Consider the following 25,573-nt stretch of genomic DNA (forward strand, 5'->3'; position numbering starts at 1 on the left):
TCAATGAGATTGGCATAAAAGGAGCAAGGCGCGAAGCCTATAACTAATAGGAAAGCGACGAGTAATGATGTAGGTGAGTCCAAATCAATTGACTATAAAATACGGTCATTGATTTTTATGCAAAATTCTATCGAACTATTCTCAAGAAAAACTTACAACCACTTCCGTTTCTTAAAATATTTATAGGTAATAATTGTAGATAATAGCATTAAGAATAATGCTATAGGATAACCATACGGTGATTTAAGCTCAGGCATTACGGTAAAATTCATGCCGTAAATACTAGCTATTAAAGTGGGCGGGAGAAAAAATATAGTAACCAACGAGAAAATTTTAATAATATTATTTTGTTCAATTGCAATCATACCGAGTGCTGCGTCTAGGGTTCTTGCAATCTCACTAGATATAAATTGTGAAAAATTAATTATTGAGTCTACGTCTCGAAGCAATGTATCTAATAGATCCTTAGATGCTTTATTTTGAGTTATGTGTGGAGATTTTAAAATATATTGAATAGCCATAGTTAAAGAAAATAAACACTCACGGCTTTTAGAAAGTACATCACCTTTTCGACCTATTTTCTTTAATACATTGGTATGATCTATACGCAAATCATTAATATTATTATCAAGTATTAAACGTCCATAATCATCAATATCCATACTAATCGACTGTACAATATTCGATAATCTTGTTACCATATTACGAAGTAACATAAATAAAATATTTTCTGCATTATGTGTGTTATTAAGCTGCTTAGCAAATTTATTTATACAGTCATTAAAGGGTATTAATTCTACGTAACGAACTGTTATAAGACAACATTTATGCAAAATAAATACTATAGAATGTGTTTCAGGAAATTCTTGCTCTTTATTAACGAGTTCCGTAATAGTTAAATATAACACCTCATTTTCAACATATAACCTCTCAGAAATCTCAATTTGAGATATGTCCTTTAAAGTCGGTATTTCTATATTTAATGTATTTTTTACTATTACTTTTTCTTCATCTGTTATATTGAACAAATCAATCCATAATGTGGATTCATTAATAATATATTCTTCATTTTTTACTATAGAATTATTTTCCTTTAAATATGTAGTTATCATATAATCTCAAATATGTTTTTGTAGAGATTAACAAACTTCACTCTTTAAAGCAACTTAAAGCTTTTATTCTCGTAGATGATTCTTCCTATTATTAGACTTCTTGCATAACTTATCTTAGAAAGAGGGACTTGAAAGAAAGACGGAAGCACTTGCCACCGCAGCGTACACGCAAGTAACGTGAGGATGCGAGTACCGGATTGCCGTACAAATCGCCTTTAGAAGGAGGTTATGCAAGAAGTCTATTGTCTAAATAACAAATAATATACAATATAAAACCATCCAAAAAATCCATGAATGATAGCCCATAATATTGATTTATTCACATTAAATGATATTACTATTGCAAGTATTGTTCCAAGAGCAATACCACCATATCCTAAGTAATTCATATATTTTATCCTTAATATTTTTTAATATTATTGTAGGGTATTTATTATATTTTATTAAGATACTTTATGAATTAAAAATAATTAATTTATATATTATTGCTTAAAAACTACTTTATGGGACTGTTAACAAAATAACTTTCATTGATAATTAAAGAAATTTTTTAGCGAAAATTAATAATATTTTTGAGAGGATATATTCTATTTCAAAAAAACCTTATAATTTATAGCTAAAAAGAGCAGAGAAGCCACAGACGAGGAACGACAGCAGTTATGAAATGTTCGGCATGCGAGGGTTTACAAAGACATTGCGGCCAATTTTTTAAGTTCTATCTGAATATATACGTTCCTTACAAAAGCAGCACTTTATATATTAATTATTTTTTTGCAGTAAGATTCCAAATTTTCTCTGCTTTACTTCCAAGCCACCAAAAGCTTATTCCTAGAATTGTAAAAAATACTGCTTTATGAGTTGTATTCAAAAAATCTTGTATATAAATTAATAAATAAAAAAGTAACCCCGAATCCTTTAGTTACCGAATTATCTTGTTTTGGAACCGTGATAAATAGCTGCTCCAGACATTAAGGTAAATAATAAAGACCAATGAAATAATTCTATCGGCTTTACCGGCTTTAAGTAATAATCTTCAGGATCATAATTTTAACCACATTGCAATAAATGAGTATAATAAACCAACTACAAGAGTTACTTGAGTAAAATGATTGAATGTTTTATTTTCTTCTAGTGCAAGAGCAGAGAATGTTAATATTCCTCCAAATAATATAAAACGTAATGGATAATTCATACCTAATTAACGCGAGTTTCGAATTAACAGAGCATAGAATTTAGACTAGCAAGAGAGATGTAATAGAAGGTTTATTATCAGACATTTGATAATTTATCAGTGCTGCAACCATATGAACAAAGGCATTTGTAACTGATCTATGCCTTGAATGCTCAAACTTACTCAATAGTTTAATTTTGCTAAAAACAGATTCTATCAATGATCTTTTAAGCAATAATATTTTATCCAACATAGACATAAGCTTATTTTTCATATTTTTCTTTACTCTAGTTACTATAAAAACTCCTTGCTCTAAAAGTTGTTGAAATAATTTTTGTGAAATATAATCACGATCTCCAAATATTTTACCAAAAAGATTTTTTATCATCAATTCTAGCTGTTTTCTATCATCCTTATTACCAGGACTAAAAGATGCTTTAACTTATACCACCAGCTCTATTAATTATTAAATGTAGTTTGAGTCCATAGAACCAACCTTTTGTTGTTGCACCACGTGCTGCTATACTAGCAAACACTTTATGCATTGAAATACGATATTTCTTGCATACCTCTATACTACTTGAATCTACAAATAGATAGTCCGTCACACTGATCCAAAATAGAATTTAATATTAATACTAATAGTGGTAAATGTGGACCTATTATTTTTATAAATTAGCTATAAGCTTACTAACTGAAAATCTCTTTGATGATGAATCCATATCTGTTTCAGATAATAGTTTTTAAAACAATCATAAGATAACTGTCAGTAACCTATTATAATCGTTATTACCTCACTTCTATGCAATCTACTTTTTGGACCAGATTTGTTGTTATTTTGAGTAATTGAATTTGTATGCTTATCTAATTCTTGCAAATCGACGTAGCAAAATATTTCTATAAAATCTATGCTCATATCATAGGTTATTGCTTTATATTATTTTTCAATAACCTATAAACTTTTTTCTAATACTGTAAAGACACTACCTTAATTCAAACCTTAATTCAAAACGTGTGTTTTCTCACTAATTTTATAACAAAAACAGTATTATTAATACACTCGTAACCTAGTGATTATCAGCTATACAACGCCTTTATTAATACGAAACTCGCGTTAAGTAATATGCTCCCCATCCTGACATATACCCGGTTTCTGCTCCCATCCAACTACCTAGTGAAATTAAAGCAACGCACCAAATTAAATTTGATTTAGAGAAATATCCTAATATGGCATAAACAATAAAAGATAAAAGCAATAAAATGGAAAAATGTCCACTCCCTGAATCAAATGCTTTTCCTAGTTGATAAATAGCACAAACAGTGGTTAAGACCCCTCAAAATAATACTGCCCCATTGCTAAAAATTTTCTCTGGTTTTTGTTGCTGTCTTTTAAAACCAACAAAATAAATTATTCCCGATAAAGTTGATAAGGTAATAAATTTCAGCAGATACGGGGCATTAAAAAATATATTCTAATAATTCGCGTAGATAACGATCAGACAAAATAGCATTAACTATACATATTAAAGAAACCCAAAAAGAATATCTAGCTAATTTCTTCCAACCAAAATTTAATAATTACTTAAACTTTCTATATCGTGTTTAAGTAATATAGTCGTATTATAATCAAGTAAACCGGCGTTATTCCATTCATTTAATGCTGAAAAAAGTATCTTTGCCTGTTAATTTAGCAATTTTCATAAGTTAATCTAAATATCTCCAAAATTTTAATAAAAAGATATTGTTAATATAAAATATATGTCAAACATTACTAGATTCTGTGGACAAACTACCTTTAAAAGGAGTATATGCAATAAGTCTAATGAGTATATAAGCAAATAAGTTTTGTTACTCATTACTTTAATTCTTTCTTTAGACAAAACAGTATTGTTTTTGAGAAGAGATATAGGAAATTAAAAAAAGAAAAGAAATTATAGTCTTAAAAGCAAACAATTAGTTAAAGATAGTGACAGTAAATATTTGGACTGAGTAATTACTTATATTTTGTATAAGTAATATACTAATTTAGTCTTTAAGGAGGTAATCCAGCCGCAGGTTCCCCTACGGCTACCTTGTTACGACTTCACCCCAGTCGCTAATTTTACCGTGGTTGGCTGCCTCTTGCGTTAGCTTACCACCTTCAGGTAAAACCAACTCCCATGGCGTGACGGGCAGTGTGTACAAGGCCCGAGAACGTATTCACCGCGGCATGCTGATCCGCGATTACTAGCGATTCCAACTTCATGCTCTCGAGTTGCAGAGAACAATCCGAACTGAGATGTCTTTTAGGGATTTGCTCCACGTCGCCGTCTTGCTTCCCTCTGTAAACACCATTGTAGCACGCGTGTAGCCCAACCCGTAAGGGCCATGATGACTTGACGTCGTCCCCACCTTCCTCCGGCTTATCACCGGCAGTTTTCTTATAGTTCCCGGCATTACCCGCTGGCAAATAAGAATGAGGGTTGCGCTCGTTGCGGGACTTAACCCAACATCTCACGACACGAGCTGACGACAGCCATGCAACACCTGTGTGTGGTCCAGCCGAGCTGAAGAAAAGCATCTCTGCGATCCGCGACCACCATGTCAAGGGTTGGTAAGGTTTTTCGCGTAACATCGAATTAAACCGCATGCTCCACCGCTTGTGCGAGCCCCCGTCAATTCCTTTGAGTTTTAATCTTGCGACCGTACTCCCCAGGCGGAGTGCTTAATGCGTTAGCTGCGAAACCGAAAGAGAATCTTCCGATATCTAGCACTCATCGTTTACGGCGTGGACTACCAGGGTATCTAATCCTGTTTGCTCCCCACGCTTTCGTGCATCAGCGTCAGTTGTAGCCCAGATGACCGCCTTCGCCACCGGTGTTCCTCCTAATATCTAAGAATTTCACCTCTACACTAGGAATTCCATCATCCCCTACTATACTCTAGATTAGTAGTTTTGAAAGCAATTCCGAGGTTAAGCCCCGGGCTTTCACTTCCAACTTACTAAACCGCCTACGCACTCTTTACGCCCAGTAATTCCGAACAACGCTAGCCCCCTCCGTCTTACCGCGGCTGCTGGCACGGAGTTAGCCGGGGCTTTTTCTGCAAGTAACGTCATTATCTTCCTTGCTAAAAGAGCTTTACAACCCTAAGGCCTTCATCACTCACTCGGTATTGCTGGATCAGGCTTTCGCCCATTGTCCAATATTCCCCACTGCTGCCTCCCGTAGGAGTCTGGGCCGTGTCTCAGTCCCAGTGTGGCTGATCATCCTCTCAGACCAGCTACAGATCGTCGGCTTGGTGAGCCATTACCTCACCAACTACCTAATCTGACGCGGGCTCATCCATCAGCGATAAATCTTTCCTCCGTAGAGAATATACGGTATTAGCTTTTATTTCTAAAAGTTATTCCGTACTGATGGGTAGATTCCCACGTGTTACTCACCCGTCTGCCACTAACTAATTGGAGCAAGCCCCAATTAGCCCGTTCGACTTGCATGTGTTAAGCATACCGATAGCGTTCGTTCTGAGCCAGGATCAAACTCTCAAGTTTGATTCTGTCATTTTTACTTTAAAAATTGACAGGTTTAATTATCACTTTTGTGATATGTACATGTTTACTGTCACTATCTATATCTAATTATTTACTTTTAAAAACAGCTACGACTTTTTTTCATTTATCGCTTTTGATAGGTGTAGTTATATGCAATATAATCAGCTATGTCAACTACAATTTTGAAATTATTTTATTTTTTTATTTTTGTTCTATATATCTAATTTAGATCCTTCTTTAACGGTTTATAATCATTACAAAACTTTAGTTTTAGTCGCCGGTCATGCTCATTATATACTTCGCAGATGTCTATTACTCATTGATATAGTATTTATAAATAGCTATCTCAATCATAATTTTTCATGCTCATATAAAATATCATGAATAATTTGTAAATTCTTAACAACATCAAGACCATCTAGTGGAGCAATTAAAGCTTTTCACAAAGCCCAACCTCGTGCTCTTGCCCAAGTATCATCATCTAATGCTAGCTGTTCTTTAAAAATTTCTCTTGCTTCATTTTGCAGAAAAGTCCAAATTATTACCAAATCACAAGCAGGATCACCAATACCCATACCTCCAAATCGATTACTGCATTAAGCTTACCATTTTTTATAATAATATTACCGCTTGCAAAATCACCATGAATCCATACAGGTTTTTTATTCCACTGAGAAGAATTTAATGCTTTTGCCCAAACAGATAGAACTTTATCTGCATCAACCAAATCTTTTAAATTTTTAATTGCTATTTTTGTCTCAAGGTCATAAACTGCAAGATCACCTCCACACCAAAAGTTATATGAGTACCTGGAACAGGTCCATCAATTATATCAATCTTATGTAATTCATTTAGAAATTTTGCTAGATCAGAAGCAATTAGAAATAAATTTAAGCTACTAGTATCAAAGCTATTTGCACTTTTTCCTTCAATCCATTTATATATTGACCAATTCCAAGGATAATTTTTTGAAGGTTTACCTAAAGCTCAAGGCTTAGGGATATGAAATGACAAGTTAGGTGCTAATATTGGTAACCATTTGTGTTCTTTTGAAACCGCACCTACATATTTTGCTGCACTTGGTCATCTAATTAACATTTCATCGCCTAAATGAAAGGTTCTATTATCATGACCACTAAATTCAACCGGTTTGATAGGTAAATGAAACCATTTAGGGAATTGTTCTGCAATAAGCTCTTTTGCTAAAAACTCCGTGATTTCTACATTCATAACTTTGCTTTTTGTTTATGATTTGTGTTCATATTAGATGATAAATAATTGATTCTAAATTTTCTTTAAGAACTTCATCCTCTAGTAAAATACTACATTTCCAAACGCTTAGCCTTTAAATCCAATTCTTTTAAATCAAATTTTATATCGATTATTGCTCCCTCTTCTTCTCTGTTTGCTATATCTAGAATGCCGCAATGTTCTTCGACTATTCTTTTAACTATAGCAAGCCCTAATCCCATACCTTTACTGCTGGTCGTAACATAGCTTTCGGTAGCTTTGCCTATTAGCTCAGGCGGGAATCCTTTACCGTTATCCGTTACAATAACGCTAATAAAATCGTCTTTAGCATCTATAGTAACTTCTATTTTTCCGGATTCTCGTCCTTCTATTGACTCTTCTGCGTTTTTCAACAAATTGATCATAACTTGATTTATTTGGGTAGCATCACACATAAAATCAAATTGTTCCACGTTAGACTCAAATTTATACAAAATATTATCATTAAGTAATTTATGTGCTTCAACAATATGTTTAACTAAATAAACTAATTCACTCTTCGTAAATTTAGGAGCAGGAAGACGTGCAAAAAGAACAAATTCGGATACTATATTTTTAATATCGTTAGTATGGCGAATAATCATTTTTAAATAATTTTCAAATTCTACCCTTTCCTTAATTTCAGGACTAAATTTCTTCAGCAATCTTTCAGAAGCAAGTAAAATAGGAGTTAACGGATTCTTGATTTCATGGGCTACTTTTTTTGCAACATCCGACCAAGCCATAGCCCTCTGTGCTATAACTAAATCACGCTGCTGGCGAGAAAGCTGCTTAATCATTCTATTAAATGCCACATAAAGCGTGCCTATTTCGTCTTTATCTACTTCATTTTCAGGCACTTGTACCGTTAAATCGCCGTCTTTAACTTTGTCGGTTGCAGTAACTAATTTCTTAATAGGTTTTACTATTTTAGCAGTAAATATAACCCCGAAACTTATAGCTACAAAAAGAAGTAATAAGGCAATAAAGATAAACATTATAGAGAACTTAATCTGTATATTATCTATTTCATTTTTAAGGCTATTATACTCGGCAGCTGCTCCGTTAGTTGCATCTACATGGTCGATAATTTTATTATCTACTAATCTACCGACTAATAAATACACATCATTATACTCTTTTAATTTAATCAGCATCCTTATTTTGGTTGGATCAGATTTTACTTCCACCAGTTCACCTAAATCCGCTTTTTTAATTAAATGTGCAGGGATAGTTGCAAATGATAATGAAAAACTTAAATAACTATTAGCTACTATAGTATTAGTAGATTTGTTTAAAACTATAGCCTCATCAAGCGAACGCATCTCTGCTTCAGTATTAAGTGTTTTAGTAAATAAAGCGGGATTGTGAATTAAATCGTAATACATATCGCTTAAATCTTCAGCAACGGCTAAAGCCGTTTCTTTTAGCTGTAATTTATGCTCGGCAATATAAGATTCTGCAACTATCACGGATTGATCAAGAACCGTAGAAATCTTCTTATCAAACCAAGCTTGAACACTAAGATTAAAAAAATAAACAGAAAATACCGAAACAATTATAGTTGGAATAGCTGCAACTAAACTAAAGGCAATTACAATACGATTTTGTAATTTAGAACTATCGTTATTATTATTTTTAGTAAAAAATTTTTGAGTTAGTAAAACACCTAAAATTAAAAAAATTACTAAATCAACTAATAAAAATCCAATAATCGTACTAAAATTCTTTGATTCTAAAGATATCACATAAAAAGTAGCACAAGCAAAAATAATAGCTGCTGTTGCTAAAGTAAAAATTAGTACTCTACTAGAAAAATAAGAACGTAAATTTTGTTTAAGATAACTAAGCATAGCTACTGTTTATATGACTATAACAGTTCTTTATAACATAAAAAACGCTAATTGGAAATATTTCAAGTTTTAAGTACCTTATTGTCATTTCTGCAAAAGCGGAGTGTTGTTGCATTGATTGTTTTTATGTCATTCCCGCGGAAGCAGGAATCCAGTCAAACATATAAAAACTTGTTTATATTTATTTCATCAAATACGTAATTTTGTATGGCTATTTTTTTTGGATTCCTGCTTTCGCAGGAATGACATCTTGAACGTTCGTACAACACATGGTCAAGCAACTAGATGACAATAAAAAAAGCTAGAAATATTAATATTTCTAGCTTTATATTTAGTATGAAAATTGTTTGAAATTTTATTCATCAAACATTTTTTTACGAGCAAATTTTCTCTGTCTTCTCGCTGCTTCTTGTGCTTTACGAACACGCTTTGCTGAAGGTGTTTCATAATAACGCTGTTCTTTCATCTTACGAAAATAAAGCTCTCTTTGTAGCTTTTTCTTAAAATTCTTAAGCGTATTATCACAATTACCGGCGTGAACATTTACTAGTATCACTAAAATTACTCTCCTTAAAAGATATTGTCTTAAAAGATATTGTGGTTTATTGAACTATACCCTATAATTAAGTTATATGTCAAGGTTAAAAATATGAGCATTCAAGAAGAACATCATATCAAAAAAATAAGCTTCGTGCAATCTTTATTAGAATTATTACCGTTTAATGAATGGCATAATAAACTACTCGAAGAAGCAGAAGAAAAATGCGGTTTTGCAAAAGGCTATAGCTTAATAGTTTTTCCAGAAGGTTTATCCGAAATAGTAGGATTCTTGGAAGAGTATTTAGATAATATTATGCTAGAAAGCTTAAAGATAATAGCAGAACCATCAAAAATAAGAGAAAAAATATCTTTAGCCGTAAAGATTAGGGTCAAAACCGTACTTCCTATTATTCATAGTAAGAATGCCGCTTATTTTGCATTAAACCCAATACAAGGAACTGAAGTTGCATTCCGTAGTTGTGATGCTATTTGGCGTTATGCCGGTGATAAATCTCTTGATTTTAACTATTATACCAAAAGAAGCTTATTGCTTTCGGTTTATGTTTCATCTATTCTTTTTTATATCCAAGACGAATCGGAAAATTATATTGAAACCGATAAATTTATTGAGACTGCCGTAGAAAATATAGTAAAAACTTTCTCACAGATGAAAAAATTACTCGCCCCTTCAAATATCCCCATAGTTAGAATGTTTACGTAGATATGCTTAATGGGTAATATTAACTCCATATCAAATATAAAAATGCCATGAAACTTATAAATAAAGTTAATAATGAATTACATTTAATCACTTGTCATAATAATGCTGTAAAAGAAGCTCAAGCATTGTTTAAACAACATGGTTCTAAATCAGAATCATTTGTTGATGAATTTTTAAAGCAGAAATATCAAGAAGCAAATTAAGTTGCAATATTGTTTTGATTCGCTAATTCACATAATATGAAAACTCAATTTAAAAAAGAATGTTCTAATAAAGAACATGATAGAACATTAGTTAATAATCAAGTTATCCCTATAAGTTATTTCGGTGAAAATTCAAAAACACTGAAGATACTTTTCTCTGAACTTGCTAAAGCGTATAAAAATAATTTAGAGCTTCAAGAGAAGATAAATGATGACAAATATTATTCTTATAAAACAGAAAAGAAATATGTAGGTTTAAAAGAAATCGCCTATACCGAAGAACAACAATATTTAGAAAAAGAGCATATAGAAGAAACTAAACAAATCGAGCCGAAGCCAATATATACTTATCCACCTAGGAAAAAATTAAAAACTTATGATGACATTTCTTTAGCAAAACCAATTTATATATCCAACTATTAAATTATAACGTATGTATAAGGCAAATTAAGGGCTATGAGCCAATTTATAAAAAAGCACGGATAGAGAAAGAGACGATAAAGAGCCGTACTGTTACTAAATATAAGAATGTACCTGAGTATAAAGAGATTCAAGTGAAAAAATTTAACGAAGTGAAATATAATGAAGATATTAATAGTATAAAGATAACAATAAAGAATTTAATATTTAAAATTTGTGATTTTCTAGCTCTTATGAAAACTATTCATTTAGAGCAAAAACAAAAGCTCCCACTAAATTTAAGGCATAAAGTAGAAAGTGATGATAAAGCATAGCGCCTTAGCGATTTAACAAAATATACTGGAGTTGAAGTAATGTTTAAATATTTAAATGAAGAGTGAAATATTTAGAATACGAAGCACAAATATTATCGGCTTATGAAGCTGAAACGATAGGTAGTAACTAATAGTGAAATGAATTGAGTTAGACAAAATTTCTATATCATCTTTTAATCTGTAATACACCTTATTACTTTCTTAAATACCTTAAAAATTCTTGTATTATGACCTCTCTTGCATATAATTAAGATATTTTTAAAAATAATTTCTAAAATAATGACAAATACTAAATATTATCCTGAAGTTAGCTCGAATGCTGATTTTGCAGGCTTAGAGCGAGAGATACTAAAATTTTGGCAAGACAATAATATATTCCAAAAATCTATTGATGATAGGAACGGAGAGTCAGAATTTATTTTTTATGATGGCCCGCCTTTTGCAAACGGTTTGCCGCATTACGGTCATTTGCTTACCGGCTTTATTAAAGACGTATATGCTAGATACCAAACCGTAAAAGGTAAGAAAGTCGAGCGTCGCTTTGGCTGGGACTGTCACGGTCTTCCTGCTGAAATGCAATCAGAGAAAGAACTTGACATTTCAGGGCGTCTTGCAATAGCTAATTTTGGTATAGAGAAGTTTAATGCACATTGCAGAGCTTCGGTAATGAAATATGCTAATGATTGGGAAGAATATGTAACTCGTCAAGCAAGATGGGTGGATTTTAAAAATTCTTATAAAACGATGGATAAGCATTTTATGGAATCCGTACTTTGGGCATTTAAGAAGTTATATAATAAGGGGTTATTGTATGAATCTATGCGGGTAATGCCTTATTCTTGGGCATGCGAAACACCGCTTTCTAATTTTGAAACAAGACTTGATAATTCTTATCGTGAGCGAGCCGATAAAGCTGTAACGGTGAGTTTTGTACTATGTCATCCCGTGGCTACGACCACAGGATCTTTTAAAGAATACCGTATACTCGCTTGGACGACGACACCTTGGACATTACCGTCAAATTTAGCCTTAGCAGTCGGTAGTGATATAGATTATGCATTAGTCCCTAAAAATGATGTTTGTTATATAATAGCTGCCTCTTCCGTCTCTAAATATGCTAAAGAATTAGGACTTAGCGGTGAAGAAAATTTTGAGATAATTAAAGGCTCAGAACTTCAAGGATTGAGCTATAAATCTTTATTCGACTATTTCAAGAATCATCCAAACAGCTTCAAGATATTTGCAGGCGATTTCGTGGTTGAGGGTGACGGCACGGGAGTCGTACATATGGCTCCAGGCTTTGGTGAAGATGACCAAATACTTTGTGAATCGAAAGGTATTGAGCTTGTTTGTCCTGTTGATAATAGCGGTAAATTCACTAAAGAAATTCCTGATTTAGAGGGCTTACAAGTATTTGATGCAAATGACAAAATAATAATCAAACTGAAAGAGCAAGGAAATTGGCTAAAAACCGAGCAGTATATTCATAATTATCCTCATTGCTGGCGAACAGATACGCCTCTTATATATAAGGCTGTTCCGTCATGGTATGTAAAGGTTACGCAGTTTAAAGATAGAATGGTAGAGTTAAATCAGCAAATTAACTGGATACCTTTCCATGTTAAAGATAATTTATTTGGTAAGTGGCTTGAAAATGCTCGTGATTGGTCGATAAGCCGTAATAGATTCTGGGGAACGCCGCTGCCTGTATGGAAGTCCGATGATCCAAAATATCCACGCATAGACGTTTACGGCTCTATAGAGGAATTAGAGAAAGATTTTGGTGTTAAAGTTACTGATTTACATCGTCCGTTTATCGATGAACTGACCAGACCAAATCCCGACGATCCAACCGGTAAATCAACAATGCGTAGAATAGAAGACGTATTTGATTGCTGGTTTGAAAGCGGTTCAATGCCATATGGGCAAGCCCATTACCCTTTTGAAAATAAAGAGTGGTTTGAGGATCATTTTCCGGCTGATTTTATAGTTGAGTATTCAGCTCAAACACGCGGATGGTTTTATACTTTAATGGTGCTATCTACCGCTTTATTTGATCGCCCACCGTTTTTAAATTGTATATGCCACGGCGTAATTTTAGACTCTACAGGTCAAAAACTTTCAAAGCGTCTTAATAACTACGCCGATCCGCTGGAGCTATTTGATAAATACGGCTCTGACGCTTTAAGAGTTACGATGTTATCTTCAAACGTTGTTAAAGGTCAGGAGCTATTAATTGATAAAGACGGCAAAATGGTATTTGATACGCTTCGTCTATTTATCAAACCTATATGGAATGCTTACCATTTCTTTACGATGTATGCTAACGCCGATTCGCTTAAAGGCGAGCTTAATTTTAGCTCTAAAAACGTACTTGATGTTTATATATTATCTAAGCTTAAAATAGCCGTACAAAAAATTGAAGAGAGCTTAGATAATTTCGATACGCAAACAGCTTATCATATAGTTTCAGAATTTTTTGAAGTGTTGAATAACTGGTATATAAGACGAAGCCGAGCTAGATTTTGGAAAAGCGAAAAAGATACAGATAAGCAAAATGCTTATAATACTCTATATTCATGTTTAGAAACCATGGCTATTGCGATGTCGGCACTAGTGCCTATGATTTCGGAAGCGATATATAAGGGATTACGTCATTGTGAGGAGCGTAACGACATGGCACTTTCAGGAAAATCAAACGTCATTGCGAGGAAAGACACAAGTCTTGACGAAGCAATCTCAGGAGTATCTCATAAGATTGCCACGGCACTTTCAGTACCTCACAATGACGAGATTAGCGTACATCTCTGCAACTACCCTACTCTCTCAGACTTTGAAATAAATCACAAGCTGGTTACTACTATGGATAACGTGCTTGATATTTGCAGTAATAGCCTATTTATCCGAAGCACTGAAAATATCAGGGTAAGGCAGCCACTTGCTAGCATAGCTATTATCAGTAAACATAATAACAACCTCAAAGATTTTGAAGATTTAATTAAAGACGAAATTAATGTTAAGGCGGTAATTTACCGTGACGATCTAGAGAATTACGCAAGCAAAAAACTATCGATTAATTTCCCAATGCTTGGTAAACGTTTGTCGCATAAAATGAAAGAGATTATAGCCGCTTCTAAAAAAGGTGAGTGGGAAGCTATCGCAGGCGGTTTAGCTATATGCGGTGAAACCTTAAATAGTGACGAATATAAGCTAGTTTTAGAGCCGTATTCACATATCAAAGGAGCAGCAAGTTTTGAGAATAATAGTAGCTTGTTAATACTTGATTTAGAGCTAACACCTGAATTAATAGAAGAAGGATACGCAAGAGACATTGTACGCTTTATACAACAGGCTCGAAAAGATGCCGATTTCTCTATCACTGACAGGATTTTAATTGAGATAATAAGCGAGTTTGATTTATCTAAGATAATTGATAATTATGGAGACTTTATTAAAGAACAAACTTTAGGCGAGTTTGCTAAAAATTTCACGCCTGATTATGTCAGTAAAGTAGAATTAGAGAACCATCAAATACAACTTAAAGTTAAGAAATTGTAAATTATTTTACTATCAATTAAGATATTGATAATTTAATTAGATTAATCTATAGTACGCACGCTATAAATTAATTTAAGGTAAATTATCATGCACAACTCCTCCACAGCTCCGGGGGTTCTAAAATTAAAAGAACTACTAAGCCGGAAACTACTAAAACAGAAAATGTAATAACTCTAGGGTATTTAAAACAATATTTTGATGCGTTTCATCCTAAAGATGGGACAGCATTAAATATTATAGCTAGCTTAGATGATCCGAATTTAAATAAAATAAATCTCATGGAAAGCCTTATATCGCAAGGTGCAAATAAATACAAAGCATTAGAATTTGCACTTAAAAACAATAATGCACAAGCTGAATATTTACTTAATCATCTTACGTTTGAACCTAATCCTAGCCTAATACAAGCAATACACAATAAAAATTTAATTTTAGTAAAGTATTTTGTAGAAGAAAAACCAGCGAATGTAAATTTTAGTCATTATGATTCTAATACACTAAATGTTACTGCCGGTTTGAAAGAACCTTACAAAACAGACATTACATGTGATCTTTTAATAAAAGGAGCAACTTATTTAAATACAACCTGAAGAAACAGCACAAGGTGGTCAAAATGTAAACGATCTTCATAAGCAAATCTTTTTTAAAGCAATAAATGAAAATAAGCTTGAAGTAATTAAAAAATTTGTTGAAATATACGGTTTTGATGTTAATACTGAATATCGTTTTAACACATCATTAAGTACTGCAAATTTAAAAAATAGAAAAGAAATTGCAAAGTATCTTTTATCTAAAAATGCTAATTTAGATGTAGCTCTAGAAATAACAATAATATACGGTAATTTAAATGCGGTAAAAACCTTATTAGAGATGCAGGGGCAAAGATTAACGGCAATAAAGATGTATCACCTTTAATGCTTGCATCAGAGCATGGGCAAAATATTTACTTAAACACGGTGCTAACTATAATGTTAAAGGATGGGAAAAAGATAACTTACATAGCGATGTATCGTGTCAACTAACTCAAATCACTGAAATTTCTATATTGTGTGAAAAAGCTAATAATCCTAACCACAAATATATATTAGAGAAGATATTAAAAACAAGTATATCACCACATTATGACGGATATAAGAATTTATCATCAGAACAAATAAAGCAAAAATTTTCTAAATTCAAAAAACAACTATCTAAAGATTTACAAAATTTCGCAGAAATTAAAGCACTGTTAGAAGATTATTCTAGCGGGAAGAAAATTCCAATAAATACAAATACTGTAGTAGAAGACGAGGGCTATGTTTCTGATTTTAAGGTTGAAACTGAAAAACCTAACCAGGCTCTAGGTTAAAACATACTCCTTCTAAATCAGGTATATTTAGCACTTTTGCCCTTGAGGGACTTGATGAAGAAACGTCTTTATGCGGTGATATAAAAATATTTGATTCTGAGCTTTAATAATGTCATTCCTACGATAAGATTGCTTCATTGCCTGCTCTTATGTCATTCCCGCATAGGCGTTGTTGCGTGGGCCAGTTTCCTAATTGTTACCCTGTGGCTTGTCCACGGGATCAAAATACTAATATTATTAGTATTTTTAACTAGATTGCTTCATCAAAACTTACAATTTTTCCTCGCAATGACGACAAAACCTCTTACACATATTATTAGATACATATATTCTAAATAAATGAATATAGTGAACTGATCTCCATTTTGTACTTCGTTGTTCGTTGTCTTACCTATTAATAATATATAGGCTCCACCCTTACGCTTGTCATACAATGGAGCTGAGTTTACTATAGTAGCGAATTATAAGCGAAAGGCAATATATTAAGGTTCTGTAAAGGAAAATTAAATTAATCTATTTTTGCTCTTCTTTACTGCAAATTATAAGATTGTTTTGAAATAGGAACAACTATTACTGCAAACATCTTATTAATTTTCGCTAAAAAATATCTGAAAATATAAATAATTGAATTATCCTTTACAGAACCTAATATATCAAGCAAATTCTAATAATACCTGCCCTCTTACAACATTATCCTTTTCATTAACAAAAATTTTAGCTATTTTTCCGTCTCTTTCGGCAAGAATCAGATTTTCCATTTTCATAGCAGTTAAAATCATAATTTCTTGTCCTGCCGTCACTTCCTGCCCTTCTTTCACCTTTATCGCAGCAATCTGACCGCTTAGAGGAGCTTGTAGTTCGGAGCTTTCTTCCACCACTACTTTTGAGACCATCAACGCTTCAAGTTCTGATATACGAGGAGAGCGTACAAAGGCTTTTACGCTAATACCGGCATGCGATAATAAATAACCGGTTCTGATATTCTCAATTTTCACATTTGTCTTTTTACCGTTAATTATAGCTGTAAAAAGTTCATTACCTAAATTCCAGTTACTACGAATATATATTCTATCGCTTTCGTGACGTATATTATAGCCGTTTTCAACAGGTGTAATTAATACGGGAAATAGTTTATCATCGATAGTTACTACCCACCTTGTACCTATTTTGTTAGCCTGATTGTTAATATTGCCGGAAATTAAAGAAGCACGTCTTTGCTCCGATATATAAATAAAAATAGCCGTTGCTAAAAATACGGTAGTTACTTCTGAAGTTAGACTAGCTCCGGAAAAACCGTCAGGATATTCTTCTTGAATAAAGGCAGTAGAAATATCGCCACTAACAAGGCGTGGATGTAGCATTACCGCTTCTAAGAAACTGATATTATGAGCAATACCGTTAATTATATAAGAACTCAAAGCAGAACGCATTAGCTCAATTGCCTGCTCTCTTGTTTCACCGTAAGTACATAATTTTGCAATCATTGAGTCATAAAACATACTTACTTCGCCACCCAGCCCAATCCCTGTATCTATACGGATATTAGGACTCTTTGCAGGTTCGGAATAAGCTATAATTCTACCGCTAGAAGGTAAGAAACCTCGGCTTGGGTTTTCGGCACAAATTCGTGATTCAAATGCCCAACCTTTTAATTTTACGTCATCTTGCGTAAATGATAATTTCTCGCCGGCTGCGATTTGTATCATCTCTTCAACGATATCTATACCGGTAATTAGCTCAGTAACAGGATGCTCGACTTGCAACCTAGTATTCATCTCTAAAAAATAGAAATTTTTATTGCTATCTACTATAAACTCAACGGTACCGGCCGAATAATATCCCACTTTTTGAGATAAGGATATTACCTGCCGATACATTTCTTGCCTTATATCTTCAGTAATAAAAGAACTTGGTGCTTCTTCGATTACTTTTTGATGGTGACGCTGTATTGAACATTCCCGCTCTCCGAGACATACACTATTGCCGTATTGATCGGCAATTAGCTGAATTTCGATATGACGGGGAGTTTGAATTAACTTCTCAATAAATAATCTATCGTCACTAAAACTATTGGCTGCTTCAAGCTTTGCCGACTCAAAAGCATTGGCCATTTCAGCGGGATTATTCACTACTCTCATACCACGCCCACCGCCACCGGCAGCCGCTTTTACTATTACCGGAAAACCAATCTCTTTAGCAATATCTATAGCTTGTTTAACATCGTTTATAGTTCCCATATAACCCGGAACGGTGCTAACTCCGGCTTCTATCGCTATCTTTTTTGCTTCGATTTTATCGCCCATTTTTTTAATAGTTCCGGCACTTGGTCCTATTAAAACAACACCTTCTCTTTTAAGAATATTGGCAAAATTTGGATTTTCTGATAAAAAACCGTAACCTGGATGTACCGCACTTGCACCACTTTCACGAATCGCCGAAATAATATTTTTAATAGATAAATAACTTTCCGTTGCAGGGGAATCACCTATATAATAAGCCTCATCTGCATGCTGCACATACATTGAGTTTGTATCTGCTTCAGAATATACTGCAACCGACTTTATCCCCATCTTTTTTAAGGTACGTATTATTCTAACGGCGATCTCGCTACGATTAGCAATTAAAATTTTATCAAACAATGGTTTATTCATAGTTTTTTGTATCCTAATGTCACCCCGTAGCTTGACCACGGGGTCTTGTGTCACAGACTGTATTCTGAGATCCCGTAGTCAAGCCACGGGATGACAGCTAAAGCGGCAAATTATCATGCTTCTTCCACGGCAGTTCTACTTTTTTAGTACGGAGGAAATTTAACGCCTTACATATTCGCCATCTGGTATTTTGCGGTCTTATAATATCATCCAAATATCCCCTAGAGGCCGCAACAAAAGGCGAAGTTACTACTTTCCTATATTCATCGATTTTTTGTTTTTTAGCTTCAAGGTTTTTACATTCTTCCTTAAATATTATCTCGGCCGCTCCCTCTGCCCCCATAACGGCGATTTCCGAATTAAACCAAGCATAGTTTATATCGCCTCTAAGATGCTTGGAGTTCATAACTATATAAGCACCTCCATAAGCCTTACGGGTAATTACAGTAATCTTCGGCACTGTAGCTTCCGCATAAGCGTATAACAGCTTAGCCCCGTGTTTAATAATACCGTCATGCTCTTGGGATGTACCAGGCAAAAATCCAGGCACATCCACAAGGCTTACTATAGGAATATTGAAAGCATCACAAAATCTAATAAATCTTGCTGCTTTTCTTGAGGCGTTTATATCTAAACATCCTGCTAAATGCAAAGGCTGATTAGCCACAAATCCTACCGGATAACCTTCCATATAACCAAAGCCAATAATGATATTCTTAGCAAAATCAGGTTGTAGTTCAAAAAATTCTCCCTCATCAACTATATGCTCAACAAGCTCTTTCATATCATAAGGCTTATTAGGAGTGTTAGGTATTAACGTGCTAAGAGACATATCAACTCTATCGGCAGGATCAACAGTCGAACGAACAGGAAGAGGACTACGATTGGATGACGGAAGGAAATTAAAGAATTTACGAATTTCAAGCAATGCTTCTATATCATTGTTGAATGCAAGATCGGCAACGCCGCTTTTAGTGGTATGCATCCTAGCACCGCCGAGCTTTTCTTGGCTTACTTCTTCACCCGTAACGGTTTTTACTACATCGGGACCGGTTACGAACATATAAGAACTATTCTTAACCATAAATATAAAATCGGTTAAGGCAGGAGAATATACCGCACCACCGGCACAAGGTCCCATAATTAGGGTAATTTGAGGGATGACACCCGACGCTAAAACATTACGCTGAAATAATTCACCGTATCCGGCCAGAGCATCAACCCCTTCTTGAATTCTTGCTCCCCCTGAGTCGTTAATACCGATTACGGGAGCACCGGTTTCTATAGCTTGATCGATAATATCGCAGATTTTCTTAGCATGATATTCGCCTAGAGAGCCGCCGAGTACGGTAAAATCTTGGCTATAAATAAATACCAACCTACCGTTTATCGTACCGTGTCCCGTTACAACGCCGTCACCTAAAAACTTTTTATCCTGCATCCCAAAATTATCGCATCTATGGGATACAAACATACCTGTTTCAGTAAAGCTATTCGGATCTAATAATACTTCTATGCGTTCTCGTGCAGTTAACTTACCTTTTTGATGTTGTGCGTTGACCCTAGCTTCACCGCCCCCTTGCCTTGCAATATTTCTTCTCTCATCCAGTAACTCAGGAGAGATTATATTACTTTGATTCATAGATTATTTATAGTTTTATTTTCCACAATATCCATAATATAATATAATAATGCTAATGTGAAAAGATAATTATTTATGTCATCTACCAAAGATATCAAAGAAGCACCGAAAAAAGCCAAATCACCAGCTAAATTTGATAATTTATCAACTGCCTTAAAAAAGAATTTACAAAGAAGAAAGAAAGTTAAAACGAAAGATACTACAAGCCAAGCTTTATCTGCATTACAAACAATAGTAAAAAATTACACTGATTCTACGGACGAAAAAATTTCTCTTGTAGATGAATTAATAAAATCAAGACGCTTAGAAACAGAAAGTAAATAAGCACCACATTTGACATATTAATATAAATTGCTAATATTTGGGGAGTTTAGGTTTTGTTGCATAGCTCGCTTATGTCATTCCTGCATAGGCGGGAATCCAGGGTAAAGCGAGATAAATCGAATTTTTAGTTTTAAAAACTTACTGTATTTATATTTTTTAATTACTGGATTCCTGTTTGCACGGGAATGACATAAGAGTCACCCAACAAAATTGGCATTTAAAATATTTTATATCATGGACACAAACAAATTATATCTTTTCAAAGATAGACGATTTTTACCGAATTTTATAGTGCAGTTATGCGGTTGTCTTAATGATAATATATTAAAAAATGCTCTGGTAATCCTTATAACTTATGGTATTTCAGGAGCTTTAAATAAATATAATAATCTACTTGTTTTAACTGCTAATGCTACTTTTGTATTACCTTTTATAATATTCGCAAGCATAGCAGGACAAATTGCCGATAAATACGAGCGTGCAAATCTTATTAAAATTATTAAGATTTGTGAAATCGGTATAATTGCCTTTGCAATTTACGGATTTCATCATAATAATCTGTTAATCCTGTTTTGTTCTATTTGCTTAATGGGTATACATTCTACTTTTTTCGGTCCAATCAAATATAGCGTATTACCTGATCACCTAAATAAAGACGAACTACTTGGAGCTAATGGCTTTGTTGAAGCCGGAACTTTTATCGGTATTTTTATCGGTACTATAATTGGCAGCTATTATACAATCAGCAATAATTTTATAATTTATTCCTTAATTACCATCGCTTTTCTTGGCTTTATTACAAGCCTTTTTTCCCCAAAATCTAAAAACGCAAATCGTGATATTAAAATAAATTTTAATATTATAGATGAAAGCATAAATATGATTAAATATGCCAAAGCAAAAAAACAGATATATTTAGCGATACTTGGTATTTCATGGTTTTGGTTTATCGGAGCTGCTATAATTTCTCAAATACCTTTACTTGCTAAGATAACTTTTAAAGCTGATGAGAATGTTGCTAATTTATTTTTGGCGGTTTTCTCGCTTGGTGTTGGGGTCGGTTCGTTTTTATGTAGCAAAATATTTGAAGATGAGATTACCGTTAAATATCTATTTATTTCAGCCCTAGGCATTAGTATTTTCGGTATTGATTTATTCTTTGCAAGTAGAATTAGCTCAGTTAACTACGAACCTACTCAGCTAAAAAGTATTTTAGTATTTTTATCGAAAAGACATAATTGGCGAATAGTTATAGATTTATTGTTCTTAGCGGCAATAGGCGGATTATATATCGTTCCTCTTTTTGCGATATTACAGCATTACGCAAACCCTGCTCATCGTAGTCGAATTATTGCCGTTAACAATCTTATCAATTCCATTTTCATGGTGGGATCAACAATAATTCTATCTTTATTATTTTACCTAAATTTCACTATACCCTGGATTATATTATTTATTAGCCTAGCTAATATAATCGTTACTATACATATTTACCGTTTAATACCTGAAGTTAAAATTATTCCGTTTAAGCTATTGCGAAGAATATTCCAAATCTGTTTTGATCTTATGTATAAGGTTGAAGTTAAAGGATTTGAAAATTTTCAAAAAGCAGGTAAAAAAGTAGTAGTGGTCGCTAACCATATTTCATATCTAGATCCGCCGCTAATTGCTACTTACTTACGAGAAGAAATGACTTTTGCAATTAGTCCCGATATACAAAAAATATGGTGGATTAAACCGTTTTTACGTATGGCAAGAACTTTGCCGGTTGATCCAAGTAACCCAATGGCAATAAAGACTTTAGTAAAAGAAGTACAAAAGGATCAGAAAGTAGCAATTTTCCCTGAAGGTAGAATAAGCGTTACCGGCTCTTTAATGAAAATATACGAAGGACCGGGAATGATTGCCGATAAAGCCGGTGCTACCGTCTTACCGGTTAGAATAGATGGTACTCAATTTACTCATTTATCAAAATTAAAAAACATATTAAAAAGAAAAATATTTCCTAAAATTACTATAACCGTTTTACCGCCGGTAAAATTCGCTAATATGGATGCTACAAACAATCAAGCACGACGCAGTTATATATCTAGGACTCTTTATGATATCATGGCTGACATGATGTTTGAGAGTTCAGACTATAAAAATACTGTATTCTTATCTCTTATAGAAGCTGCTAAAATTCATGGATTTAAGAAAAAAATAGTTGATGATTTTGAAAATAATGCGGTTACTTATCGAGATTTAATATTAAAATCTTTTATCCTAGGTGATTTAATCAAAAAGAATAATATCTTTGGCAGAAATTTAGGCTTAATGTTGCCTAATACCACGAATATGTTAATTACTTTTTACGCTATGCAATATAGCGGTTATGTTCCTGCTATAATTAACTGGAGCAACGGCATAAGTACTATTATTAACTCCTGTAAACTTGCACAAATTAAAGTAGTTTACACTTCAAAACAATTTATTGAGAAAGCAAATTTACATGAATTAATAACTAACTTATTAGATTTCGGTATTAAAATAATATATTTAGAAGATTTTAAAAATCAGATTGGTACAGCTCTAAAACTAAAAGCAAAAATAGGAAGTTATTGTGCCCAAACTTATTACAATTATTTTTGTCGTAATCGTGATGACGAAAAACCGGCAGTGATAATTTTTACTTCGGGTACTGAAGGTGAACCTAAAGCCGTATTATTATCTCACAGAAATTTACAAACTAATAGATATCAAATAACTGCTAAAGTACCTTTTAGCCCTGAAGATATAGTATTTAATGCGCTACCGCTATTTCATTGTTTTGGTCTTAGTGGTGCAATTATTACAACTTTAAACGGTATTAAGCTGTTTCTATATCCTTCTCCACTAAATTATCGTAGCATTCCTGAAGTTATATACGATATTGGAGCAACTATATTAATTTCTACCGATACTTTTTTAAACGGTTATGCTAATTACGCTCACCCATATGATTTTTACTCATTACGCTATATATTTGCCGGTAGCGAGAAATTAAAAGAATCTACAAGACAATTTTGGCTTAATAAGTACGGCATACGTATTTTTGAAGGATATGGGATTACAGAAGCCTCACCTATTATAACTTGCAATACCCCTATGCATAATAAAGCAGGCACGGTAGGAAGATTATTACCGAAAATTGATTATAAGCTCGAGAAAGTAGAGGGAATAAATGAAGGGGGACGTTTATTCATTAAGGGTCCTAACATCATGCTTGGTTACTTGGACTTAGAAGGTCACCGTACTTATAAAGAATGGTACGACACAGGCGATATAGTCAAAATCGATTCTGAAGGGTATATAACAATTTTAGGACGTTTAAAACGCTTTGCTAAAATAGCAGAGGAAATGATATCTCTTACAAAAATTGAAGAACTTGCAAGCGAAATTGATCCTGATTCCTTGCACACTGCTATTTCTATTCCCGATAAAACGCACGGAGAAAAGATTATTTTACTTACTACCGGTTCCGATATAAATAGAGAGAACTTTGCAGATGCTGTATCTAAAGCTCAAATTTCTTTACTACATTTACCGAAAGTAATTATTACCGATTCAGAAATACCTCTACTTACAAGCGGCAAAATTGATTATCTTGAGATTATGAAAAACGTGGATAGATTCTAACATTATTGCGAGCGACTGCAAGGAGCGTGGCAATCTCAGGAATCGTGCCTGATATTTCTTCGTCGACGCCTATGGCGTCTTCTCGCAATGACGGAAAAAAACGCCACACACAACAACGCTGGTCAAGCCACGGAGCGACATTTATTTTTGCTTTTGACTATTAATAGCAGCATTCAAAACTAATTTAAACCACTTACCTAATAACTCTTGATCCTCCATAATTTCAGGTAACACCTTCCGATATGATAGAGTTACAAGTTTACCTTTACTTTGATATACAAATGACTCAGAACCGAAAGATTGAAAATATGCATAAAAGTGCTTAGGTCTAACTTAAAATATAATTCATTGCTCTTAATAATTCTTATCATAACACCACCATTATATATACCATATCCACCAAACATTGCACAAACAGCTACTGAACCATATGGTTCTAACAATTCTTTGACATATTCAGTAAATTCATTTTTGTTCATAATAATCGCTTTAAATACAACAAACCATAAATAAACGTACCTAATATAATAAACAATGGAGTTAAAGGTAAATCAAAGTAGAAAGAGCTAAATGCGGCACAAAAATTAATAAATAAAGATATAAGAATTGATATTATAATCATCTGGGAGGGGCTATATGCTACAAACCGTGCAATCATTGCAGGAATAAGTAAAATAGCAGTTACCATAAGTACTCCGACAATCTTTATAGCAGAAAATACCGATAATGAGAGAAGAAGTAAAAATATTAGCTCAATAATATTAACCTTTAAGCCTTTTATGACGGCAATATCTCTATTGATAATGATAAGAAGAATTTGATTATAAAAATATACTATAAAACCTATAATAGTTATTAGCACTATTGCAAGTATCATCAAATCATTAAAAGATACGGATAAAATATCCCCAAACAACAAATTCACTATATTATTATGCAAAGAAGTAAAATAATTAATAACTAAAGCAACAGCTAGCATAAAGCTAGAAATCAAATTAATAACTGCGTTTTTTTCAGAATGATTTTTAAAAATAAACACAAAAAACGAAAAAAGAATTGCAACTATTATGCCTGAATATATTAATGGAACATGTGCTATAATACTGATGCTAGCCACTAAAAAACTACTATGAGCAAGCCCGTCACCGAAATAAATATATCTCTTCCATAGGGCAATGCAGCCAAGCGGGGCAAATATGCAGCTAATTAAAATTAAGGCTAGTATTATTAAAGTCATCTGAGTATATTATATATGTTT

The 25,573-nt window shown here is 33.3% G+C and carries 20 protein-coding genes, 1 rRNA gene and 4 pseudogenes; 12 read left to right on the top strand and 13 right to left on the bottom strand.

All coding sequences use genetic code 11. The annotated features are described in order from the left end of the window. Positions 1-18 precede the first annotated feature (18 nt). Positions 19-100, top strand: a pseudogene (locus MCC_RS10560) (palindromic element RPE2 domain-containing protein); the annotation flags it as partial. A gap of 52 nt (positions 101-152) precedes the next feature. Here the strand turns inward: MCC_RS10560 and MCC_RS05360 are convergent. The 9 genes and pseudogenes from MCC_RS05360 to rpsU all read right to left on the bottom strand — a co-directional run bounded on the left by MCC_RS05360 (position 153) and on the right by rpsU (position 9,493). After that, complete coding sequence (locus MCC_RS05360) at positions 153-1,112, bottom strand: magnesium transporter CorA family protein (protein ID WP_014408865.1); 960 nt, start codon at positions 1,110-1,112, stop codon at positions 153-155. Between the two features lie 1,039 nt (positions 1,113-2,151). After that, positions 2,152-2,304 carry a hypothetical protein gene (locus MCC_RS09090; RefSeq protein WP_014408868.1) on the bottom strand — a complete coding sequence of 51 codons (153 nt, stop codon included), beginning with the start codon at positions 2,302-2,304 and terminating at the stop codon, positions 2,152-2,154. Between the two features lie 40 nt (positions 2,305-2,344). After that, positions 2,345-3,199 (bottom strand): annotated as a pseudogene (locus MCC_RS11685) (IS982 family transposase). Positions 3,200-4,316: 1,117 nt separating this feature from the next. Further along, a 16S ribosomal RNA gene (locus MCC_RS05380) occupies positions 4,317-5,815 on the bottom strand. A gap of 440 nt (positions 5,816-6,255) precedes the next feature. Then, positions 6,256-6,390, bottom strand: coding sequence for a hypothetical protein (locus tag MCC_RS10935; RefSeq protein WP_269208673.1), 135 nt, complete (start codon positions 6,388-6,390; stop codon positions 6,256-6,258). Next, positions 6,357-6,542, bottom strand: coding sequence for a phosphotransferase (locus MCC_RS10570; RefSeq protein ID WP_231288674.1), 186 nt, complete (start codon positions 6,540-6,542; stop codon positions 6,357-6,359). The genes MCC_RS10935 and MCC_RS10570 overlap by 34 nt, the downstream gene beginning before the upstream one ends. Positions 6,543-6,898: 356 nt before the next feature. After that, positions 6,899-7,045 carry a hypothetical protein gene (locus tag MCC_RS09595; protein WP_014408870.1) on the bottom strand — a complete coding sequence of 49 codons (147 nt, stop codon included), beginning with the start codon at positions 7,043-7,045 and terminating at the stop codon, positions 6,899-6,901. A gap of 92 nt (positions 7,046-7,137) precedes the next feature. After that, on the bottom strand, positions 7,138-8,937 hold the full coding sequence (locus MCC_RS05395) for a sensor histidine kinase NtrY-like (RefSeq protein WP_014408871.1): 1,800 nt from the start codon (positions 8,935-8,937) through the stop codon (positions 7,138-7,140). Positions 8,938-9,292: 355 nt separating this feature from the next. Continuing rightward, positions 9,293-9,493 (bottom strand): 30S ribosomal protein S21, encoded by a 201-nt coding sequence (gene rpsU / locus MCC_RS05400; RefSeq protein WP_012148483.1) that lies wholly within the window; start codon positions 9,491-9,493, stop codon positions 9,293-9,295. Between the two features lie 93 nt (positions 9,494-9,586). Between rpsU and MCC_RS05405 the strand changes: the two genes are divergently transcribed. From MCC_RS05405 to MCC_RS11250, 9 genes and pseudogenes are all read left to right on the top strand, one after another. Then, the gene (locus tag MCC_RS05405; RefSeq protein WP_014408872.1) at positions 9,587-10,198 is read left to right on the top strand and encodes a COQ9 family protein; all 612 of its coding nucleotides are present in this window, start codon (positions 9,587-9,589) and stop codon (positions 10,196-10,198) included. Between the two features lie 47 nt (positions 10,199-10,245). Next, positions 10,246-10,401, top strand: a complete 156-nt coding sequence (locus MCC_RS09600; protein ID WP_014408873.1) for a hypothetical protein — start codon at positions 10,246-10,248, stop codon at positions 10,399-10,401. Positions 10,402-10,437: 36 nt separating this feature from the next. Then, positions 10,438-10,824, top strand: a complete 387-nt coding sequence (locus MCC_RS10575; protein WP_014408874.1) for a hypothetical protein — start codon at positions 10,438-10,440, stop codon at positions 10,822-10,824. A 131-nt stretch (positions 10,825-10,955) separates the two neighbouring features. After that, the gene (locus MCC_RS10580; RefSeq protein ID WP_014408875.1) at positions 10,956-11,135 is read left to right on the top strand and encodes a hypothetical protein; all 180 of its coding nucleotides are present in this window, start codon (positions 10,956-10,958) and stop codon (positions 11,133-11,135) included. A 279-nt stretch (positions 11,136-11,414) separates the two neighbouring features. Continuing rightward, a complete protein-coding gene (gene ileS / locus MCC_RS05420; RefSeq protein WP_014408876.1) occupies positions 11,415-14,693 on the top strand; it encodes an isoleucine--tRNA ligase in 3,279 nt (1,092 codons plus the stop codon). 87 nt (positions 14,694-14,780) lie between these two features. Further along, positions 14,781-14,995 (top strand): annotated as a pseudogene (locus MCC_RS11245) (hypothetical protein); the annotation flags it as partial. Beyond that, positions 14,972-15,283, top strand: a complete 312-nt coding sequence (locus MCC_RS11525) for a hypothetical protein (RefSeq protein WP_014408877.1) — start codon at positions 14,972-14,974, stop codon at positions 15,281-15,283. The pseudogene MCC_RS11245 and the gene MCC_RS11525, both read left to right, overlap by 24 nt. Positions 15,284-15,386: 103 nt before the next feature. Beyond that, complete coding sequence (locus MCC_RS11530; protein ID WP_408005724.1) at positions 15,387-15,608, top strand: hypothetical protein; 222 nt, start codon at positions 15,387-15,389, stop codon at positions 15,606-15,608. After that, positions 15,608-15,789 (top strand): annotated as a pseudogene (locus tag MCC_RS11250) (hypothetical protein); the annotation flags it as partial. The gene MCC_RS11530 and the pseudogene MCC_RS11250, both read left to right, overlap by 1 nt. Before the next feature lie 905 nt (positions 15,790-16,694). Here MCC_RS11250 and MCC_RS05435 read toward each other — a convergent pair. Together MCC_RS05435 and MCC_RS05440 are read right to left on the bottom strand one after the other, a co-directional pair. Further along, positions 16,695-18,692 (bottom strand): acetyl-CoA carboxylase biotin carboxylase subunit, encoded by a 1,998-nt coding sequence (locus MCC_RS05435; protein WP_014408880.1) that lies wholly within the window; start codon positions 18,690-18,692, stop codon positions 16,695-16,697. Between the two features lie 97 nt (positions 18,693-18,789). Then, positions 18,790-20,334 carry an acyl-CoA carboxylase subunit beta gene (locus MCC_RS05440; RefSeq protein ID WP_014408881.1) on the bottom strand — a complete coding sequence of 515 codons (1,545 nt, stop codon included), beginning with the start codon at positions 20,332-20,334 and terminating at the stop codon, positions 18,790-18,792. A 75-nt stretch (positions 20,335-20,409) separates the two neighbouring features. Here MCC_RS05440 and MCC_RS05445 point away from each other — a divergent pair, with 75 nt between their 5' ends. Together MCC_RS05445 and MCC_RS05450 are read left to right on the top strand one after the other, a co-directional pair. After that, entirely contained in the window at positions 20,410-20,658 is a 249-nt protein-coding gene (locus MCC_RS05445) for a hypothetical protein (RefSeq protein WP_014365575.1), read from the top strand. A 234-nt stretch (positions 20,659-20,892) separates the two neighbouring features. Beyond that, on the top strand, positions 20,893-24,315 hold the full coding sequence (locus MCC_RS05450) for an acyl-[ACP]--phospholipid O-acyltransferase (RefSeq protein ID WP_014408882.1): 3,423 nt from the start codon (positions 20,893-20,895) through the stop codon (positions 24,313-24,315). 251 nt (positions 24,316-24,566) lie between these two features. On the opposite strand, the gene MCC_RS05455 is transcribed toward MCC_RS05450, so the two are convergent. Both MCC_RS05455 and MCC_RS05460 read right to left on the bottom strand, forming a co-directional pair. After that, positions 24,567-24,794 carry a TfoX/Sxy family protein gene (locus MCC_RS05455; protein WP_014408884.1) on the bottom strand — a complete coding sequence of 76 codons (228 nt, stop codon included), beginning with the start codon at positions 24,792-24,794 and terminating at the stop codon, positions 24,567-24,569. Beyond that, positions 24,791-25,552, bottom strand: coding sequence for a metal ABC transporter permease (locus MCC_RS05460; protein ID WP_014408885.1), 762 nt, complete (start codon positions 25,550-25,552; stop codon positions 24,791-24,793). Before MCC_RS05460 ends, MCC_RS05455 begins: the two co-directional genes overlap by 4 nt. Positions 25,553-25,573: the final 21 nt, after the last annotated feature.

The sequence above is a fragment of the Rickettsia rhipicephali str. 3-7-female6-CWPP genome (assembly GCF_000284075.1).
GTDB classification, from domain to species: domain Bacteria; phylum Pseudomonadota; class Alphaproteobacteria; order Rickettsiales; family Rickettsiaceae; genus Rickettsia; species Rickettsia rickettsii.

Coding starts and splice junctions, on each gene's coding strand:
- MCC_RS05360 (WP_014408865.1), bottom strand. CDS start 1,112: ATGATAACTACATATTTAAAGGAAAATAATTCTATAGTAAAAAATGAA.
- MCC_RS09090 (WP_014408868.1), bottom strand. CDS start 2,304: ATGAATTATCCATTACGTTTTATATTATTTGGAGGAATATTAACATTC.
- MCC_RS10935 (WP_269208673.1), bottom strand. CDS start 6,390: ATGGGTATTGGTGATCCTGCTTGTGATTTGGTAATAATTTGGACTTTT.
- MCC_RS09595 (WP_014408870.1), bottom strand. CDS start 7,045: ATGAATGTAGAAATCACGGAGTTTTTAGCAAAAGAGCTTATTGCAGAA.
- MCC_RS05395 (WP_014408871.1), bottom strand. CDS start 8,937: ATGCTTAGTTATCTTAAACAAAATTTACGTTCTTATTTTTCTAGTAGA.
- MCC_RS05405 (WP_014408872.1), top strand. CDS start 9,587: ATGAGCATTCAAGAAGAACATCATATCAAAAAAATAAGCTTCGTGCAA.
- MCC_RS09600 (WP_014408873.1), top strand. CDS start 10,246: ATGAAACTTATAAATAAAGTTAATAATGAATTACATTTAATCACTTGT.
- MCC_RS10575 (WP_014408874.1), top strand. CDS start 10,438: ATGAAAACTCAATTTAAAAAAGAATGTTCTAATAAAGAACATGATAGA.
- ileS (WP_014408876.1), top strand. CDS start 11,415: ATGACAAATACTAAATATTATCCTGAAGTTAGCTCGAATGCTGATTTT.
- MCC_RS11525 (WP_014408877.1), top strand. CDS start 14,972: ATGGAAAGCCTTATATCGCAAGGTGCAAATAAATACAAAGCATTAGAA.
- MCC_RS05435 (WP_014408880.1), bottom strand. CDS start 18,692: ATGAATAAACCATTGTTTGATAAAATTTTAATTGCTAATCGTAGCGAG.
- MCC_RS05440 (WP_014408881.1), bottom strand. CDS start 20,334: ATGAATCAAAGTAATATAATCTCTCCTGAGTTACTGGATGAGAGAAGA.
- MCC_RS05445 (WP_014365575.1), top strand. CDS start 20,410: ATGTCATCTACCAAAGATATCAAAGAAGCACCGAAAAAAGCCAAATCA.
- MCC_RS05450 (WP_014408882.1), top strand. CDS start 20,893: ATGGACACAAACAAATTATATCTTTTCAAAGATAGACGATTTTTACCG.
- MCC_RS05455 (WP_014408884.1), bottom strand. CDS start 24,794: ATGAACAAAAATGAATTTACTGAATATGTCAAAGAATTGTTAGAACCA.
- MCC_RS05460 (WP_014408885.1), bottom strand. CDS start 25,552: ATGACTTTAATAATACTAGCCTTAATTTTAATTAGCTGCATATTTGCC.